This window comes from Streptomyces sp. NPDC049954 (assembly GCF_040656295.1).
In the GTDB taxonomy this organism is placed as follows: Bacteria; Actinomycetota; Actinomycetes; order Streptomycetales; family Streptomycetaceae; genus Streptomyces.
Map to the genome: position 1 here is coordinate 96,413 of NZ_JBFALS010000004.1, position 16,748 is coordinate 113,160.

Sequence of the window (16,748 nt, forward strand, 5' to 3'; positions counted from 1 at the left end):
CGGGCCGACGCGGGCCGGGCGGCCCGGCCGTCCACTGGCCTGCCGGTCGTCCACCGGCTTGTCGGCCGTCCAGCCTCGCCCGGCGGCGCGGCCCGCGTCGACCCGACCGGCCCGACCGGCCCGACTGACCGGACCAGATGGCCAGCCCGCCCGGGCAGTCGGCCACCCGCCGGGCCAGGCCTTCGGTCGGTCGGCACCCCTGCCCGACCGCTCGACCGCTCGCCCGCGTCGCCCGCCCGCCCGCCCGGCCAGTCGCCACCGGCCGCCCGGATCGTCCCCATTCTGGCGATCCGTGTGCGCGCGCGGAGTCTCGGTCACGGACTCTTCCCGTGCCCGGGGTGGGCGGGATAACGTGCCGGTGTTCCGGCCCCCTGCGAGGCTGTGACCTGTAGGTGTTCCCGAATCTGCGTCCGCTCTCCCTCGGTTTACTTGGAAATCCAAGCAAAATTGCAGGTCAGAGGGGTTATGCGGATCTGTGGACCACTGGGTAACGTGCATCGTGCAGGGGCTCACCGGGGCACTTGTCACGCCTGTTCCCGGCCGAGCCGCACCCACCCCGTGCGCGGGAGGGAGCAGGCGAGCCTTCTCTTCCTGTCTCTCAGGGGCAGAGGGATGACCAGCTTCCGGAAGATCCCGGAGGCCGGACCGACGGAGGAACACACGTGACTGCCAAGAAGGCGCCGGTGAAAGCCGCCGCCCCGGCGCCGGCGAAGACCGACGCGAAGGCCCCCGCCCGCCGTACCACCGGCGCGAGGACGGCGGCCGCCCAGAACGCGAAGGCGAGCACCTCCCGCACCCGCAAGAGCGTGTCGGCGAAGAGCGGCCGGGCGAAGAGCGGATCGGCCCTGACGCCGGAGCCCGCCGTGGACCCGGACCAGCCGATCCAGCTGCTCACCCCCGAGGGCGAGCGGATCGCGAACCCCGAGTACGACCGGTTCGTCGAGGGCATCACGTCCGAGGAGCTGCGCGGGCTCTACCGCGACATGGTCCTGACCCGCCGTTTCGACTCGGAGGCGACCTCGTTGCAGCGCCAGGGCGAGCTGGGCCTGTGGCCCTCGCTGCTGGGCCAGGAGGCCGCGCAGATCGGCTCCGGGCGCGCGCTGCGCGAGGACGACTACGTCTTCCCGACCTACCGCGAGCACGGTGTCGCCTGGTGCCGCGGGGTCGACCCCACCCTGCTCCTGGGCATGTTCCGCGGCGTGAACAACGGCGGCTGGGACCCCAACAGCAACAACTTCCACCTCTACACGATCGTGATCGGCTCGCAGGCGCTGCACGCGACCGGGTACGCGATGGGGGTCGGCCTGGACGGCGCCGACTCGGCGGTCGTGGCCTACTTCGGGGACGGCGCCTCCAGCCAGGGCGACGTGGCGGAGGCGTTCACCTTCTCGGCGGTCTACAACGCGCCGACTCTCTTCTTCTGCCAGAACAACCAGTGGGCGATCTCGGAACCCACCGAGCGCCAGACCCGGGTGCCGCTGTACCAGCGCGCCCGCGGCTACGGCTTCCCCGGCGTCCGGGTGGACGGCAACGACGTCCTCGCGGTCCTCGCGGTCACCCGCGCCGCCCTGGAGCACATCCGCTCGGGCCAGGGCCCGATGCTGGTCGAGGCGTTCACGTACCGCATGGGCGCCCACACCACGTCCGACGACCCGACCAGGTACCGCGCCGACGACGAGCGGGCCTCCTGGGAGGCGAAGGACCCGATCGAGCGGCTGCGCACCCACCTGCTCGCCGGGGGCCACGCGGACGAGGGCTTCTTCTCCGACCTGGAGGAGGAGAGCGAGGCGATGGGGCGCCGGGTACGCGAGGCGATCCGCGCGATGCCGGACCCGGACCGGCTGGCGATCTTCGAGAACGCCTATGCGGACGGGCACGCCCTCGTGGACGAGGAGCGGGCGCAGTTCCAGGCGTATCAGGCGTCGTTCGCGGATGTTCCCGCCGGTGGAGAGGGCAAGTGACCATGGCAGTCGAGAAGCTGGCGCTGGCCAAGGCGATCAACGAGTCGCTGCGCACGGCGATGGAGGCGGACCCCAAGGTCCTCGTCATGGGCGAGGACGTGGGCAAGCTCGGCGGTGTCTTCCGGGTCACCGACGGGCTCCAGAAGGACTTCGGGGAGCGGCGGGTCATCGACACCCCGCTCGCCGAGTCGGGCATCGTCGGCACCGCGATCGGTCTGGCGCTGCGCGGCTACCGGCCGGTCGTGGAGATCCAGTTCGACGGGTTCGTCTTCCCGGCGTACGACCAGATCGTGACGCAGCTCGCGAAGATGCACGCGCGTGCCCTGGGCAAGATCAAGCTGCCCGTCGTCATCCGTATCCCCTACGGCGGCGGCATCGGCGCGGTCGAGCACCACAGTGAGTCCCCGGAGACGCTGTTCGCGCATGTCGCGGGCCTGAAGGTGGTCTCGCCCTCGAACGCCTCGGACGCGTACTGGATGATGCAGCAGGCCATCCAGAGCGACGACCCGGTGATCTTCTTCGAGCCGAAGCGGCGCTACTGGGACCGCTCCGAGGTCGACCGGGAGGCCATCCCGGCGCCGCTGCACAAGGCGCGGGTCGTACGCGAGGGCCGGGACGTGTCGCTCGTCGCGTACGGGCCGATGGTCAAGGTGTGCCTGGAGGCGGCGAAGGCGGCCGAGGAGGAGGGCACCTCGATCGAGGTCGTGGACCTGCGTTCGATGTCGCCCGTCGACTTCGACACCGTGCAGGTCTCGGCGGAGAAGACGGGCCGGCTGATCGTCGTGCACGAGGCGCCGGTGTTCCTCGGTACGGGTGCGGAGATCGCCGCGCGGATCACCGAGCGGTCCTTCTACCACCTGGAGGCGCCGGTTCTGCGGGTCGGCGGCTACCACGTGCCGTATCCGCCGGCGCGGCTGGAGGACGAGTACCTGCCGGGCCTGGACCGGGTGCTCGACGCCGTCGACCGCTCGCTGGCGTACTGAGAGACGGGAGAGGGGTCGTGACGACGATGACGCAGCAGTCGACTCGCTTCCGCGAGTTCAAGATGCCCGATGTGGGCGAGGGCCTGACCGAGGCCGAGATCCTCAAGTGGTACGTCCAGCCGGGCGACACGGTCGAGGACGGACAGGTCGTGTGCGAGGTGGAGACGGCGAAGGCGGCCGTCGAGCTGCCGATCCCCTTCGACGGGGTGGTGCGCGAGCTGCGCTTCCCGGAGAGCACGACGGTGGACGTCGGCCAGGTGATCATCACGGTCGACACCGGGGGCGGGGACGCCGGTGAGGAGCCGGAGCCGGTGGCCGCCGCCGAACCGGTGGCCGACGCCGTTCCTCTTCCGGGCAACGAGGACGGGGACGACGCGCCGAAGGTCCGGACGCCGGTCCTCGTGGGCTACGGGGTCGCCGAGTCCTCGACGAAGCGCAGGCCGCGCAAGGGTGCCGCACCGGCCGGGGCGGTGAACGGTACGCAGGCCGTCGCCGTCACCCTCACGCCGACGGAGCCGCAGGCCGTAACCGATCCGCAAGCCGTAACCGATCCGCAAGCCGTACCGGGGCCGCAGGACGAACCGGAGCCGCAGGCAGGGGCGGTGGCGGACGCCGGGCGTCCGCTGGCGAAGCCGCCGGTGCGCAAGCTCGCGAAGGACCTCGGCGTGGATCTCGCGCGGGTCGTGGCGAGCGGCGCGGACGGGATCATCACGCGTGCGGACGTGCACGCGGCGGCGGCCCCGGCCCCGTCCGTACCGGACTCCGCGCCGCCGGCGCAGCCCGCGCCCGAGGCCCCCGAGCCGTACGAGACGCCGCGGGCCGAGGCGTCCGCCCCGGCTGCGGGCGCGCGGGAGACCCGGATCCCGGTCAAGGGGGTGCGCAAGGCGACCGCGCAGGCCATGGTCGGTTCGGCGTTCACCGCCCCGCACGTCACCGAGTTCGTGACGGTGGACGTGACGCGCACGCTGAAGCTCGTCGAGGAGCTGAAGTCCGACAAGGACATGGCCGGTCTGCGGGTCAATCCGCTGCTGCTGATCGCGAAGGCGCTGCTGGTCGCGATCCGGCGGAACCCGGAGGTCAACGCGGCCTGGGACGAGGCGAACCAGGAGATCGTGCGCAAGCACTACGTGAACCTGGGCATCGCGGCGGCCACTCCGCGCGGTCTGCTGGTGCCGAACATCAAGGACGCCGACGCGATGACGCTGCCGCAGCTGTCGGCGGCGCTCGGCGAGCTGGTGTCCACGGCGCGGGAGGGGCGTACGTCTCCGGCGGCGATGCAGGGCGGCACGGTGACGATCACCAACGTCGGTGTCTTCGGCATCGACACGGGCACGCCGATCCTCAACCCGGGGGAGTCCGCGATCCTCGCGGTCGGCGCGATCAAGCCGCAGCCGTGGGTGCACAAGGGCAAGGTGAAACCGCGTCAGGTGACGACGCTCGCCCTGTCCTTCGATCACCGGCTGGTCGACGGTGAGCTGGGTTCGAAGGTGCTCGCGGACGTCGCCGCGATCCTGGAGCGGCCGAAGCGGCTGATCACCTGGGGCTGAGGCCGCCGGTCACCGAACGGGACGACGCAGGAGGCCGGTCACCGCGTGCGGCGGTGACCGGCCCCCTGTGCCCCTCCCCGGGGTGCGGGGTCGACTGACTGCTCCCTCCGACGTGACTGCTCCCTCCGGCGTGACTGCTCCTTCCGGCCTGACAGGTCAGCCGGTCAGCCGCTCAGCCCGTCCGGTCAGCCGGTCAGTGGTGCCGTGCGGGCTCAGTCGCGCTGCGCGGTCTTCGGGAGCGTCCGCAGCTGCATGCTCTTCGCGCTGGTCGACTTGAACGCGTAGTCCATGATCTTCGCGGCGTCCGCGTACCGGTTGGTGTCGTTGAGGATCACGCCGGCGACGGTCTTGCCGTCACGGGTCGCGGCGAACACGAGGCAGGGCCCGGCGGCGGTGCCCGTACCGGTCTTGATGCCGATGGCGCCCTTGTAGGAGCCGAGCAGCTTGTTCGTGTTGTACCAGGTGTACGTACGCGCCTTGCCGTTCGAGGCGGTGGCCTTCTGCTTGCTCGTCGTCGTCTTCACGACCGTCTTGAAGGTGCTGCTCTTCAGCGCGTGCTGAGCGAGCACCGAGGCGTCGCGCGGCGTCGTGTAGTTGTTGCCCTTCGAGGAGATCCCGTCGAAGGAGTCGTACTTGCTGTTCTTCATGCCGAGCGACACGGCCTTCGCGTTCATCTTCGAGATGAACGACTTGGTCCGGGCCGAGACGGTCGAGCCGGTGCCGAAGGTGTCGGCGAGCGCGTAGGCCGCGTCGCAGCCGGAGGGCAGCATCGTCGCGTACAGCAGCTGGCGCACGGTGAGTTTGTCGCCGGTGCGCAGATCGGCGGTGCTCGCGCCCTCCTTGGCGACGTAGTCGCGGTACGTCTGTTTGACGGTGACCTTCTTGTCGAGGTTCAGCCCCTTCGTGTCCAGGACGACGGCCACCGTCATCATCTTCGTCGTGCTGGCCATCTGGCGCTTCGTGTCGGCCGCCTTGCTGTACAGCGACTTGCCGGACTTGGTGTCCAGCAGGTACGCGCCCTTCGCGCTGACCGAGGGCGCGGTCGCCGCCTGCGCGGAACCGGCGAGCGGCGAGGCCACGAGGACGGCGCCGGTGGTGAGGGCGAGGGCCGCGGTACGGCGGGATCTGATACCGAGATTCACAGAACGCTCCGAAATGGGCGGAAAGATGCGGAAGGGCCGCCGGTTACCGGAACGGTACGGCTGCCCCTGACTGAGACTCATGAGCCGTTTGCGGAGTTGCACGGTAGACGCGGTGAGTTGTCGCCGGTGTCCCTGACGCGTCACGCCCACCGCGTGCCCGCCGAACGGGATTCCACGTCTCCCCGGTGTGAGGGCGTGGTGGGGATTCGAAGAGGGCGGCCGAACCGCGCTGTACCCGATGCGGGTTGGGCGCGGGCACGCCGAGACGGGCCGGTGCGAGGCGCGTTGAGTGAGGCACCGCACCGGTAGCGCACCGGGAGGAGTGTCCGCATGTCCGCTGTTCCGTACGAGAGGGCCGCCGTTTCATCCGAGCCGAAGCCGGGTCGTGAGCGGGCACCCAAGCCGGGTCCTGAGCGGGCACCCAAGCCGGGTCTTGAGCGGGCACCCAAGCCGGGTCCTGAGCCGGCGCCGAACCTCGGCCCCGAGCCGAAGCCACCGCGTCTCTCCGTCGAGGACCCGACCGGGTCGTCGTCAACGACCCGCCGCCCCTGCCCCGGCCCGGGCCGACCGCCGCCCCCACCCCGGCATCGACGGGTCGCGCACGGCCTTCACCGGGCGGGCCCCCGTTCCGCACAGTGCTTTGGCAGACTCCTGATCATGGTCATACGCCCGTTCACGCGCCGGTGGACCGCTGCGGCGGGGGCCGCCGTCCTGCTCTGGGGCGCCGGCCCCCTGCCCGCCCACGCCGCTGCTTCGCAGGACTCCGAGGTGCGGCTCGTACTAGAGGCGCCCCGGGAGTACGCCCTGTACAACGCGGAGGAGGGCGACAAGGCGGTGGACGACGCGCTGCTCGTCCGGGTCTCCCGCAAGGGAACCGCCCCCGCGCGGAACGTGCGGCTCACCGTCGACGCCCGTGCGCTGACCGGACTGGTCGGCCGGCTCGGCGACCACCACTGCCACAGCGGCGACACCCCCGGTGTCTTCACCTGCGTCTACGGCTCCGAGCTGAAGTGGACCACGAAGAAGGAACCGTTCTCCGTGCGCGGCAAGGACGGTGTGCGGCCCGGGGAGTCCGGCACCGTCCGCTACACGCTCACCGCCGACAACGCCCCGACCGTGCACGGCAGTACCCGGGTCAGGATCGCCGGTCCGGGCGTCGTGCAGAGCGAACGGCTCGACGTGCGCGACGTACGGCCGGGCGGGGACTTCCGGTTCACCCCCGCCTTCGCCAACCCCACCGGGCTCCGCTCCGACAAGGGGTTCGCGCTCGTTCTGCGCGGGGACGGCGACGCGCCCGCGCTGGCCCGCGAGCACAGCAACTGCTTCTACTCGAAGAGGGACCCGGCCGCCGCCTGGTGCGAGTTCCCCGGGCGGATCGCCCCGCACAGCGCGTACCGCACCTCCGTACCGTTCACCGCGAAGGCGGCCCGGGGCGCCGCCGCCCAGACGCTCTCGTACGCGATCAGCTACCAGGACCGCACCAGCCGGACCGTCTTCGAGGAGATGGGCGTCGAGTTCACCGAACGCGGGCACGGGGCGCCGCTGACCTTGGAGCACACGGGCGCCGACACGCTCCCCGCACCGCACGGCGCCCGCACCGAGATCCGCGTGCGCACCACCGCGCAGGTCGACTACGCCGCCGTCGGCGGGACCGTGCGCGGCAGGGTCGGGGACACCGTCGAGGTACCGCTCGGGGTGCTGGACAAGGGGCCCGGGCAGATTCCGGGGGACGGCAGGGAGGGCCGCTACGAGGTCACGGCGCCCGAGGGGACGACCGTCACCTCCGTCCCGTACGAGATCGACGGCGACCGCGCCGACTGGGGCTGCGACCGGGCCGGGAAGTCCGGCGACGCCCCACGAACGTACGTCTGCCGCCTGAACCGCGCCCAGTTCGGGCCCCTCGCCCCCGGCGAACGCGCCCTCAACACCTTCCGGTTCCGCATCGACCGGGCCGTGCCGGGTGCGCGTGGATCGGTGCGGGCCTTCGGGGCGTACGACCGCACCCCCGGCAACGACAAGGCCCCCGTCGCCGTGGAGGTGACGGGGGAGCACGGGGGCGGAGACGGCGGTACGCCCTGGGCGCCACTCACGGGGGCGGCGGCGCTCGTGGTGCTCGCCGGGCTCGCGGGCTACGTCCTGGTGCGCCGCCGCCGGGCCCGCCGCACCTGAGCGGCGGCGCGGACGCGGGACGGCCGACGGGCCGCGCTCAGGGCGCAGGCCGTCGGCCGTCGTGAGCGGATGCGCGCCGGGACCCGAGGGGGGCGAGGTCCCGGCGGCACCCCGTATGAGGGGGAGGGCGCTGCGGTCACTACCGGTGCCGTCCGGTGATCAGCTGACCCGCTGATCCATGGACCCGCTGATCCACGAGGTGGAGGCGTCAACGACGCCATCCGCGGTCAGCGTGTGACGGCCGGCGTTCGAAGGTCAGCGTGCGAAGGCCAGCCTGCGACGGTCAGCGTTTGAAGGCGTCCTTCGCCTTCTCCTTCGACTGCTTCATGTCGCCCTTGGCGCGCTCGGCGCTGCCCTCGGCCTCCATGCGCTCGTTGCCGACCGCACGGCCGACCGTCTCCTTGGCCGCACCCTTGATCTGGTCGCCCTTGGCCGACGTCTTCTTCTCGGCGCCGTGCGTGTGCTTCGCGGTCATGGTCGCGCTCCTTCGCTTCTCGCTCGGTACCCCGGAGACCGTTGCCTCTGGGCTCCCGGAGGCGGTGCTTCCGGGGTCTCGCTGTGAGCCGTTTCCTTGACGACGATCGAGTGCCCGGGCCCGTCGGCCTCACACGTCACGTACGCGAGAAATCCGCGGCCCGGTGATTCCGGTCACTCGCGGCGCCCGCTGCCGCCGTAGCGGCCTTCCGGTCGAACTGTTGTATCTATGCTGTACGCATGCCTGCCGCCGCTCTCAAGCAGCCCCCTGCTGCCGACCGTGTCTACAGCCACGTCAAACAACGCGTCCTGGACCGCACCTACGCCGGCGGGACGCTGCTGACCGAGGGTGAACTCGCCGAGGCCACGGGGGTGTCGCGCACCCCGGTGCGCGAGGCGCTGCTGCGGCTGGAGGTCGAGGGGCTGCTGAAGCTGTATCCCAAGAAGGGCGTCATGGTGCTGCCGGTCTCCGCGCAGGAGATCGAGGACGTGGTGGAGACCCGGCTCATCGTCGAACAGCACGCGGCCCGCCGGGCGGTGCCCGCCGCCCCGGCCCTGCTGACCCGGCTGGAGGAGCTGATCGAGCAGCACCGGCGGCAGGCCGACGCGGGCGACTTCGACGCGGCGGCGGCCAGCGACCGGTGTTTCCACGCCGAGATCGTGCGCAGCCTGGGCAACGAGATCCTGTCCCGCATCTACGACCAACTGCGCGACCGGCAACTGCGGATGGGCGTCGCGGTCATGTACTCCCATCCGGACCGCACCGCGAAGAGCATCGCCGAGCACCGCGAGATCCTCGCCGCCCTGCGCGAGGGCGACGCGGAGAGCGCCGTCGCCGCCGTCGACCGGCACGTCGGCTGGTTCCACACGCTGGCCCGCGGGGAGGTGCGATGAGCTCCGCCTCCTCCTCGTCCGTCGCCCCTCCCTCGCTGCCGGGGGACCCGCCGGGCGGCCGGCGCGCCATGTTCGTGTGGGGCGTCGGCGTCTCCGTCTACTTCGTGGCGATCATCTTCCGCACCTCGCTCGGGGTGGCCGGACTCGACGCCGCCGACCGTTTCCACGTCAACGCGTCCGCGCTGTCCACCTTCTCCATCCTCCAGCTGCTCGTGTACGCGGGGATGCAGATACCCGTCGGCCTCATGGTCGACCGCCTCGGCACCAAGAAGGTGCTGACGATGGGCGCCGTGCTGTTCACCCTCGGCCAGCTCGGTTTCGCCTTCTCCCCCTCGTACGGCACGGCACTGCTCTCGCGCGCCCTGCTCGGCTGCGGGGACGCGATGACCTTCATCAGCGTGCTGCGGCTGGGCGGCCGCTGGTTCCCGGCGCGGCGCGGCCCCTTCGTCGGTCAGATGGCCGGGCTCGTGGGCATGGCGGGCAACCTCGTCTCGACGCTCGTCATCGCCCGGCTGCTGCACGGGGTCGGCTGGACCTGGGCCTTCGCGGGCAGCTCGATGGCCGGGGTGCTCGTGCTCGTCGTCATGCTCGTCTTCCTGAAGGACCACCCCCAGGGCCACGAGCCGCCGCCGCTGCCCGCCTCGCACCGGGGCGCCGCCTTCGTGCGCCGGCAGATCGCCGAGACCTGGCGGGAACCGGGCAGCCGGCTCGGGATGTGGGTGCACTTCACGACGCAGTTCCCGGCGCAGGTCTTCCTGCTGCTGTGGGGCATGCCGTTCCTCGTCGAGGCGCAGGGGCTGTCCCGTGGCACCGCCGGGGAGATCCTGACGCTCGTCGTGCTCTCCAACATGGCGGTCGGCCTCGTCTACGGGCAGATCATCGCCCGCCACCACGCGGCCCGCATCCCGCTCGTGCTGGGTACCGTCCTGGCCGCCGCGCTGCTGTGGGGCCTGACGCTGTCCTGGCCGGCGGAGCACACGCCGATGGCGGTGCTGTGCGCCCTCGCCGTCGTCCTCGGCGCCTGCGGGCCCGCCTCCATGGTCGGCTTCGACTTCGCGCGGCCCGCCAACCCGCCCGCGCGCCAGGGCACCGCCTCCGGCATCGTCAACATGGGCGGCTTCACCGCCTCCATGACGGCGCTGTTCGCGGTCGGCGTCCTCCTCGACGCGACCGGTGACAACTACCGCGTCGCCTTCTGCGTGATCTTCGCGCTCCAGGCGCTCGGCGTCTCCCAGATCCTGCGGCTGCGTGCCCGCACCGCCCGCCGCGAACGCGAACGGCACGTCGCCAGCCCGGTGAAGACGGTGCACGTACCGGTGTGAGCCGGCAGGAGGTGGCCTCCGGGGGCCACGGGCCACTCGTCGCACCATCAGTACGAGTACGAGTACGAGTACGAGTACGAGTACGAGTACGAGTACGAGTACGAGTGCGGGTGCGGGTCGGGCCGTGCGGGGCCGTACCGCCCCAGCTCAGGGGGTGATCGCGAAGTTGGCCACGATGGCCTCGGCGAGTTCCAGGTCGCCCTCGGTCTTGACCCGGTCCGCCGCCTGGGCGGCGCTGATCCGCCCGCAGGCCAGCCGGAAGTAGGTGTCCCAGTCGGTGCTGATCGTGGCGACCGGGCCGAGCGAGGGCGAACCGTCCACCGTGCCCCGCCCCTCCGCGTCGGTGCGCACGGTGCGCAGGAACTCCACCGGCCCGCTCACGTCGAAGACGACCGCCGAACCGGCGGGCGCCGAGGCCCGCTTGGCGACGACCTTCGGCAGCCCCTCCAGGAGCATGTCCCGCGTCACGTAGGCGCCGGGCGAGTCGAGGTTGCCGGGCGCGCGCAGCGCCGTCCGCAGGTCCTGCTCGTGCACCCACACGTCGAAGGCCCGCATGCGCATGGCCTCTTCGAGGGTCCACTCCGTGCCGAGCGGCCCGCGCAGCTTCGCCGAGGGCTCCCGGTTCTCGTTCCGCAGCTGCCGGTTGCGCCGGATGACCGTGTACTCCAGCTCCGAGGTCATCTCCGGACCCGTGTGGTGCCTGCGGACGTCGACCTGCATCTCCATGTACCGCTGGTGCTCGGTCTGTACGTGGTAGAGGTCGCGCGGCAGCGTGTGGATGGGGCGCGGGTCGCCGAGCAGTTCGCAGTCCAGCCCGATCACATGGGAGACGACGTCCCGCACCGACCAGCTCGGGCAGGGCGTCACCCGGTTCCACTCCCCCTCGACGAGTGGCTGCACCAGCTCTGATATCGCTTCCACGGAGTCAGTCCAGGCATCGGCATAGGTCTGAAGGCTGGGATGGAGGCTCACGGGACCCCTCGTGCGGTCGGTACGTCGCGGCGGGCTGCCACGCTCGGACATCAGGACGGCTGGAACGGTCAGGGCGGCCGGTCGCACGGCGTCGGTCGGTGCGAGACGTGCTCCGGGGGCCGGGGAATCCCCGGAAGAGCACAGTACGCCGCCCGGTGTCGCCCTGGCAGTGCTTTCGAATGACGATGGTAGGCCCGAGTTGACGTCCCGAAAGCCAGGACGGTGGTACTGTGCGCGCCCACCGGCCGCCCCGCCCCACCGTACTGCCGTGAAGTGCGGTCGCGGCTGGGCCACTTCCCGGCCCACTGCCTCTACTCTCGGTTGGCATGGTGCAGGTACTGAGCAGCAGGATTCTGCTGCGACCCACGGACCCGGAACGTTCACGAGCCTTCTACGGCGAGACGCTGGGCCTCGCGGTCTACCGGGAGTTCGGCACCGGGCCCGAGCGCGGCACGGTGTACTTCCTCGGCGGCGGCTTCCTCGAACTCTCCGGCCGCTCCGACGAGGCCCCGTCCCCCGCGCTCGGCCTGTGGCTCCAGGTTCCCGACGCGGCGGCCGCCCACGAGGAGCTGCGCCGGGCCGGGGCCGAGATCCTCCGGGAGCCGAAGAAGGAGCCCTGGGGCCTCGTCGAGATGTGGGTCGCCGACCCGGACGGCGTGCGGATCGGGGTGATCGAGGTTCCTCAGGACCATCCGCTGCGGTACCGCCCTTGAGGCCGTGAGCCGTACGGCGTCCGGCCTCAGGCGTCGACACCCGTGACCGTGGCCGTAGCCGTAGCCCCTCAGCCCCCGTCCCGCTCCTTCTCCGCGAGGGTGATCACGCAGACGGCCACCGCGATGACGAGCGAGGGGTCCATGTCCTCACGGACGACGTCCACGCCGTAGGTGTCGCGGACGGTGAGCCAGCGGCGGGAGATCTGCGCCAGCAACTCCCCGTCGTAGTCGATCGCGAACTCGCGGTCGAGGATCTTGCCGCTCACGTCCAGCTCGGTCCCGTCCACGAGGCTGACCCGGTAGTGGTTGCGCAGCAGGGAGAGGCGTTTGCGCTTGACCCGGGCCAGTGGCTCGCCGTTCCGCTCGATGAGCATGGTGTCCCGCAGACTCAGCATCTTCTCGCGGATGTCGACGAGGACATGGCCCTGCGGGTCCTTCAACTCGAAGGTCTGGCGCAGGCGCATCGCCTTCCCGTCCACGAGGAAGACCTTGCGGCCCGTCTCGTCCTCGATCCAGTAGTCGTCACCGATGGCGAACATCCGCTCACGCACGAGGAATCTCATGGAAGGACTCGTACCCGGTTTCACGTGAAACGTCCGGCCGGCGCTGCCTTTGTTTCACGTGAAACAACGCTCCGTGGTCGTGATGTTTCACGTGAAACAACGGGGGCGGCTCGGTCGAGGTCGGCCCCCGCCGAAGTGGCACCCTTGATCCCATGAACGACGCAGCTCCCGTGAACGCCGACGCAGCTCCCGCGCCCCGCAGCCGTGCCCGTGTCCGCGCCCCCGAACTGGTCGGCAAGGGCGGCTGGCTCAACACCGGCGACACCTCGTACACCCTGGCCGATCTGCGGGGACGCATCGTGGTCCTCGACTTCTGGACCTTCTGCTGCATCAACTGCCTGCACGTCCTCGACGAGCTGCGGGAGCTGGAGGAGCGGCACCGGGACACCGTCGTCATCATCGGTGTGCACTCGCCGAAGTTCGTCCACGAGGCGGAGCACGGGGCGGTCGTCGACGCCGTCGAGCGGTACGGCGTCGAGCACCCGGTGCTGGACGATCCCGAGCTGGCCACGTGGAAGCAGTACGCGGTCCGCGCCTGGCCGACGCTCGTCGTGATCGACCCCGAGGGCTATGTCGTCGCCCAGCACGCGGGCGAGGGCCACGCGCACGCCATCGAGGCGCTGGTCGAGGAGCTGGAGGCGGAGCACGAGGCCAAGGGGACGCTGCGGCGCGGGGACGGGCCTTATGTCGCCCCCGAGCCCGTCGCGACGGATCTGCGCTTCCCCGGAAAGGCGCTCAGGCTGCCCTCCGGTTCCTTCCTCGTCAGCGACACGACCCGGCACGCCCTGGTCGAGCTGGCGGCGGACGGCGAGACCGTCCTGCGCCGCATCGGCAGCGGTGAGCGGGGTTTCGTGGACGGGGCCGGGGCGGACGGCGGGCAGGCCCGCGCGCGCTTCAACGAGCCGCAGGGGCTCGCGCTGCTGCCGGACGGTTCCGTGGTGGTCGCCGACACCGTGAACCACGCGCTGCGCCGTTTCGATCCGCGGAGCGGGGAGGTCACGACGCTCGCCGGGACCGGTGCGCAGTGGTGGCAGGGGTCGCCGACCTCGGGGCCCGCCCGTGAGGTGGCGCTGTCCTCCCCGTGGGACGTGGCCGTGTTCGGGGACCGGGTGTGGATCGCCATGGCCGGCGTCCACCAGCTGTGGACGTACGACCCGGCGACGGAGACCGTGGCGGTCGCGGCGGGGACGACGAACGAGGGACTGGTCGACGGGCCCGCCGCCGAGGCGTGGTTCGCGCAGCCCTCGGGGCTCGCCGTGAGCGCGGACGGGGAACGGCTGTGGATCGCGGACGCGGAGTCGAGCGCGGTGCGCTGGATCGACCGTGAGGGGATCGTGCGCACGGCGGTCGGCACCGGGCTGTTCGACTTCGGGCACCGGGACGGGGACGCCGGGCAGGCGCTGTTCCAGCATCCGCTGGGCGTCACGGCGCTGCCGGACGGTTCGGTCGCGGTCTCGGACACGTACAACCACGCGCTGCGCCGCTTCGACCCGGCGAGCGGTCAGGTGACGACGCTCGCGACGGATCTGCGGGAGCCCAGCGCCGCCGTCCTGGACGGGGACGAGGTCGTGGTCGTCGAATCGGCGCGGCACCGGCTGACGCGGCTGCGGCTGCCGGAGGAGGCGGTACGCGTGGAGGCGGTCGCGCACCGCACGCGTCGCGAGGCGACCGAGGTCGCTCCCGGGAAGCTCCAGCTCGACGTGGTCTTCGAGGCGCCCGCCGGGCAGAAGCTCGACACGCGGTACGGGCCCTCGACCCGGCTGCTGGTGTCGGCGACGCCGCCGGAGCTGCTGGTGGCGGGAGAGGGCGCGGGCACGGATCTGGCGCGGGTCGTGGAGCTGAACCCCGCCGTGACCGAGGGCGTGCTCCACGTGTCGGCCATGGCGGCGTCCTGCGACGACGACCCGGCCAATGATTACCCGGCCTGCCATGTGCATCAGCAGGACTGGGGGGTGCCGGTGGTTGTCTCCGGCGGCGGGGCGGAGCGCTTGGCGCTGGTGCTGGCCGGGCTGGACGCCTGAGCCGACAGGGCCGAGGCCCCCGCGGTCGGCTCACCGGTGTTCTCGAACGCCGGACGGACGGGCTGTGGGGCCCGGTCCTTGGCGGCGTGTGCGCGACCCCCGTTGTCCGGCCCGCCGTGCGGGGCCGGCTGTCGCGGGTTCGCGGGTCGCGGGCCGGCTGTCGCGGGTCGCGGGGGTGGGACAGCCGTGTCGGTCCGACTGTCCCACCGTCAGTAGCCGCCGTGTTCGCGACGGATGCGCTGTTCCTCCGTCTCGTACGTCGGCTGGGTGACCACGGGCTGGGCCGTGGCCACCATGCGCCGCTTGCGGGCGATGCTCGTGAAGGTCGCCACGCCGATGATGCCGACGACCATGAGGATCACCCCGACGACGTCGAGGTTCACCCCCTGCATGTCCCAGTCCGTCGCGAAGGTGAGAATCGCTCCCGCCGCGATGAGGATGATGCATCCGCCCAGACCCATGATGTCGCGCCTCCTGGTAGCCGTCCGTGGCGCTCGGGTACCCGGCGGACGCCCCGTCACACAGGGGGTGGAGGTGCTCATCCCTCCAGGAAGGCGACCAGCGTGTTGGCCAGCAGGTGCGGGTCGTCCGCTCCGCACAGTTCGCGGGCGCTGTGCATCGAGAGGATCGCCACGCCGATGTCGACGGTGCGGATTCCGTGCCGGGCGGCGGTGATCGGGCCGATCGTCGTGCCGCAGGGCATCGAGTTGTTCGACACGAAGGACTGGAAGGGCACCCCGGCCCGCTCGGCCGCCGCCGCGAACTCCGCGCGGCCCGCGCCGTCGGTCGCGTACCGGTTGTTGACGTTGACCTTGAGGATGGGGCCGCCGTTGACGCGCGGGTGGTGGGTCGGGTCGTGCCGTTCCGCGTAGTTGGGGTGCACGGCGTGGCCGGTGTCGGAGGACAGGCACACGGAGCCGGCCAGCGCGCGGGCCCGGTCCTCGAAGGAGCCGCCCCGGGCGAACACCGAGCGCTCCAGCACGGTGCCGAGCAGCGGCCCGTCGGCGCCGGTGTCGGACTGCGAGCCGGTCTCCTCGTGGTCGAAGGCGGCCAGGACGGGGATGTACGACAGGTGCTCGCCCCGCGCGGCGGCGATCAGCGCGGCCGTCCCGGAGTGCACCGACAGCAGGTTGTCCATGCGGGGACCGGCCAGCAGCTCGCGGTCCGCGCCGAGGTAGGCCGGGGGCTCGACGGGGTGGGCCATCAGGTCCCAGCCGGTGACCGAGCCCTCGTCGAGGCCGGCCTCCCGCTCGGCGAAGCGGATCAGGTCCCCGTCGTGCGCCTCGCCCAGGCCCCACACGGGCTGGAGGTGGCGCTGCTTGTCGAGCTTGAGGGCGTCGTTCACGGAGCGGTCGAGGTGGATCGCGAGCTGCGGTACGCGCAGCAGCGGCCGGTCCACGCTCAGCAGCCGGGTGGAGCCGTCGCGCAGGCTCAGCCGGCCCGAGAGCCCGAGGTCGCGGTCGAGCCACGAGTTCAGCAGCGGACCGCCGTAGATCTCGACGGCGACCTGACGCCAGCCCTGCGCGGAGAAGTCCGGCTGCGGCTTGACCCGCAGGCTCGGCGAGTCGGTGTGCGCGCCGACGATGCGGAAGGGGGTGTGCGCCTCGGCGCCCTCCGGCACGAACCAGGCGATGACGGCGCCCCCGCGCAGCACGTACTTGCCGCCGCTGGTCGCGTCCCAGGCGTCCGCCTCGGCGACCTGCTGGAAGCCCGCCTCCCGGAGGCGGCGGGCGGCCTGGTCCACGGCGTGGTACGGCGTGGGGGAGGCCGCGAGGAAGGACATCAGGTCGTCGGTGTGGCCGCGATCGAAGCGGGCTGCGGTGCTGGTGGTCATGGCGGCCAGCCTAGCGAGGGCCCTTTCCGGGTGCTTCGGCCGCGTGCGGTGGCCTGCCGGTCCGGGTGGCGTGGCGTCTACCCCGGGCCGGGGGGCCTCGGCGGAGGGTGCGGGTGTGGCGGAGGGCGGCGCCGCCGCGATCGCGGCGGCGCC

The 16,748-nt window shown here is 71.8% G+C and carries 14 protein-coding genes; 8 read left to right on the forward strand and 6 right to left on the reverse strand.

Features of this window, described 5'->3' with window-relative positions; translation table 11 throughout:
- The first annotated feature begins 662 nt into the window (after positions 1–662).
- The 3 genes from pdhA to AB0J21_RS09705 are packed head-to-tail and all read left to right on the forward strand — an operon-like array spanning position 663 to position 4,491.
- A complete protein-coding gene (gene pdhA / locus AB0J21_RS09695; protein WP_363145315.1) occupies positions 663–1,961 on the forward strand; it encodes a pyruvate dehydrogenase (acetyl-transferring) E1 component subunit alpha in 1,299 nt (432 codons plus the stop codon).
- 2 nt (positions 1,962–1,963) lie between these two features.
- On the forward strand, positions 1,964–2,944 hold the full coding sequence (locus AB0J21_RS09700) for an alpha-ketoacid dehydrogenase subunit beta (RefSeq protein ID WP_363145730.1): 981 nt from the start codon (positions 1,964–1,966) through the stop codon (positions 2,942–2,944).
- Positions 2,945–2,961: 17 nt separating this feature from the next.
- Complete coding sequence (locus tag AB0J21_RS09705) at positions 2,962–4,491, forward strand: 2-oxo acid dehydrogenase subunit E2 (RefSeq protein WP_363145316.1); 1,530 nt, start codon at positions 2,962–2,964, stop codon at positions 4,489–4,491.
- A 212-nt stretch (positions 4,492–4,703) separates the two neighbouring features.
- Here the strand turns inward: AB0J21_RS09705 and AB0J21_RS09710 are convergent, their stop codons facing one another.
- Positions 4,704–5,633 carry a serine hydrolase gene (locus AB0J21_RS09710; RefSeq protein ID WP_363145317.1) on the reverse strand — a complete coding sequence of 310 codons (930 nt, stop codon included), beginning with the start codon at positions 5,631–5,633 and terminating at the stop codon, positions 4,704–4,706.
- A 657-nt stretch (positions 5,634–6,290) separates the two neighbouring features.
- Here AB0J21_RS09710 and AB0J21_RS09715 point away from each other — a divergent pair.
- Positions 6,291–7,802 (forward strand): hypothetical protein, encoded by a 1,512-nt coding sequence (locus AB0J21_RS09715; protein ID WP_363145318.1) that lies wholly within the window; start codon positions 6,291–6,293, stop codon positions 7,800–7,802.
- Between the two features lie 283 nt (positions 7,803–8,085).
- Here the strand turns inward: AB0J21_RS09715 and AB0J21_RS09720 are convergent, their stop codons facing one another.
- On the reverse strand, positions 8,086–8,277 hold the full coding sequence (locus tag AB0J21_RS09720; RefSeq protein ID WP_363145319.1) for a CsbD family protein: 192 nt from the start codon (positions 8,275–8,277) through the stop codon (positions 8,086–8,088).
- A gap of 239 nt (positions 8,278–8,516) precedes the next feature.
- Between AB0J21_RS09720 and AB0J21_RS09725 the strand changes: the two genes are divergently transcribed.
- Together AB0J21_RS09725 and AB0J21_RS09730 are read left to right on the forward strand one after the other, a co-directional pair.
- The gene (locus tag AB0J21_RS09725; RefSeq protein ID WP_363145320.1) at positions 8,517–9,170 is read left to right on the forward strand and encodes a GntR family transcriptional regulator; all 654 of its coding nucleotides are present in this window, start codon (positions 8,517–8,519) and stop codon (positions 9,168–9,170) included.
- Positions 9,167–10,492, forward strand: coding sequence for an MFS transporter (locus tag AB0J21_RS09730; protein ID WP_363145321.1), 1,326 nt, complete (start codon positions 9,167–9,169; stop codon positions 10,490–10,492). Before AB0J21_RS09725 ends, AB0J21_RS09730 begins: the two co-directional genes overlap by 4 nt.
- 147 nt (positions 10,493–10,639) lie before the next feature.
- On the opposite strand, the gene AB0J21_RS09735 is transcribed toward AB0J21_RS09730, so the two are convergent.
- Positions 10,640–11,464, reverse strand: coding sequence for a maleylpyruvate isomerase family mycothiol-dependent enzyme (locus tag AB0J21_RS09735; protein WP_363145322.1), 825 nt, complete (start codon positions 11,462–11,464; stop codon positions 10,640–10,642).
- Positions 11,465–11,790: 326 nt separating this feature from the next.
- Here AB0J21_RS09735 and AB0J21_RS09740 point away from each other — a divergent pair, with 326 nt between their 5' ends.
- Positions 11,791–12,177: a VOC family protein gene (locus AB0J21_RS09740; RefSeq protein WP_363145323.1), complete on the forward strand. Its 387-nt coding sequence runs from the start codon at positions 11,791–11,793 to the stop codon at positions 12,175–12,177.
- A gap of 68 nt (positions 12,178–12,245) precedes the next feature.
- On the opposite strand, the gene AB0J21_RS09745 is transcribed toward AB0J21_RS09740, so the two are convergent.
- Positions 12,246–12,740: an LURP-one-related family protein gene (locus tag AB0J21_RS09745; RefSeq protein WP_363145324.1), complete on the reverse strand. Its 495-nt coding sequence runs from the start codon at positions 12,738–12,740 to the stop codon at positions 12,246–12,248.
- A 152-nt stretch (positions 12,741–12,892) separates the two neighbouring features.
- Here AB0J21_RS09745 and AB0J21_RS09750 point away from each other — a divergent pair, with 152 nt between their 5' ends.
- Entirely contained in the window at positions 12,893–14,761 is a 1,869-nt protein-coding gene (locus AB0J21_RS09750; protein ID WP_363145325.1) for an NHL domain-containing thioredoxin family protein, read from the forward strand.
- Positions 14,762–14,970: 209 nt separating this feature from the next.
- Here the strand turns inward: AB0J21_RS09750 and AB0J21_RS09755 are convergent, their stop codons facing one another.
- Entirely contained in the window at positions 14,971–15,222 is a 252-nt protein-coding gene (locus AB0J21_RS09755; protein WP_363145326.1) for a DUF6458 family protein, read from the reverse strand.
- A 77-nt stretch (positions 15,223–15,299) separates the two neighbouring features.
- Positions 15,300–16,595 carry a M18 family aminopeptidase gene (locus AB0J21_RS09760; protein WP_363145327.1) on the reverse strand — a complete coding sequence of 432 codons (1,296 nt, stop codon included), beginning with the start codon at positions 16,593–16,595 and terminating at the stop codon, positions 15,300–15,302.
- Positions 16,596–16,748 lie beyond the last annotated feature (153 nt).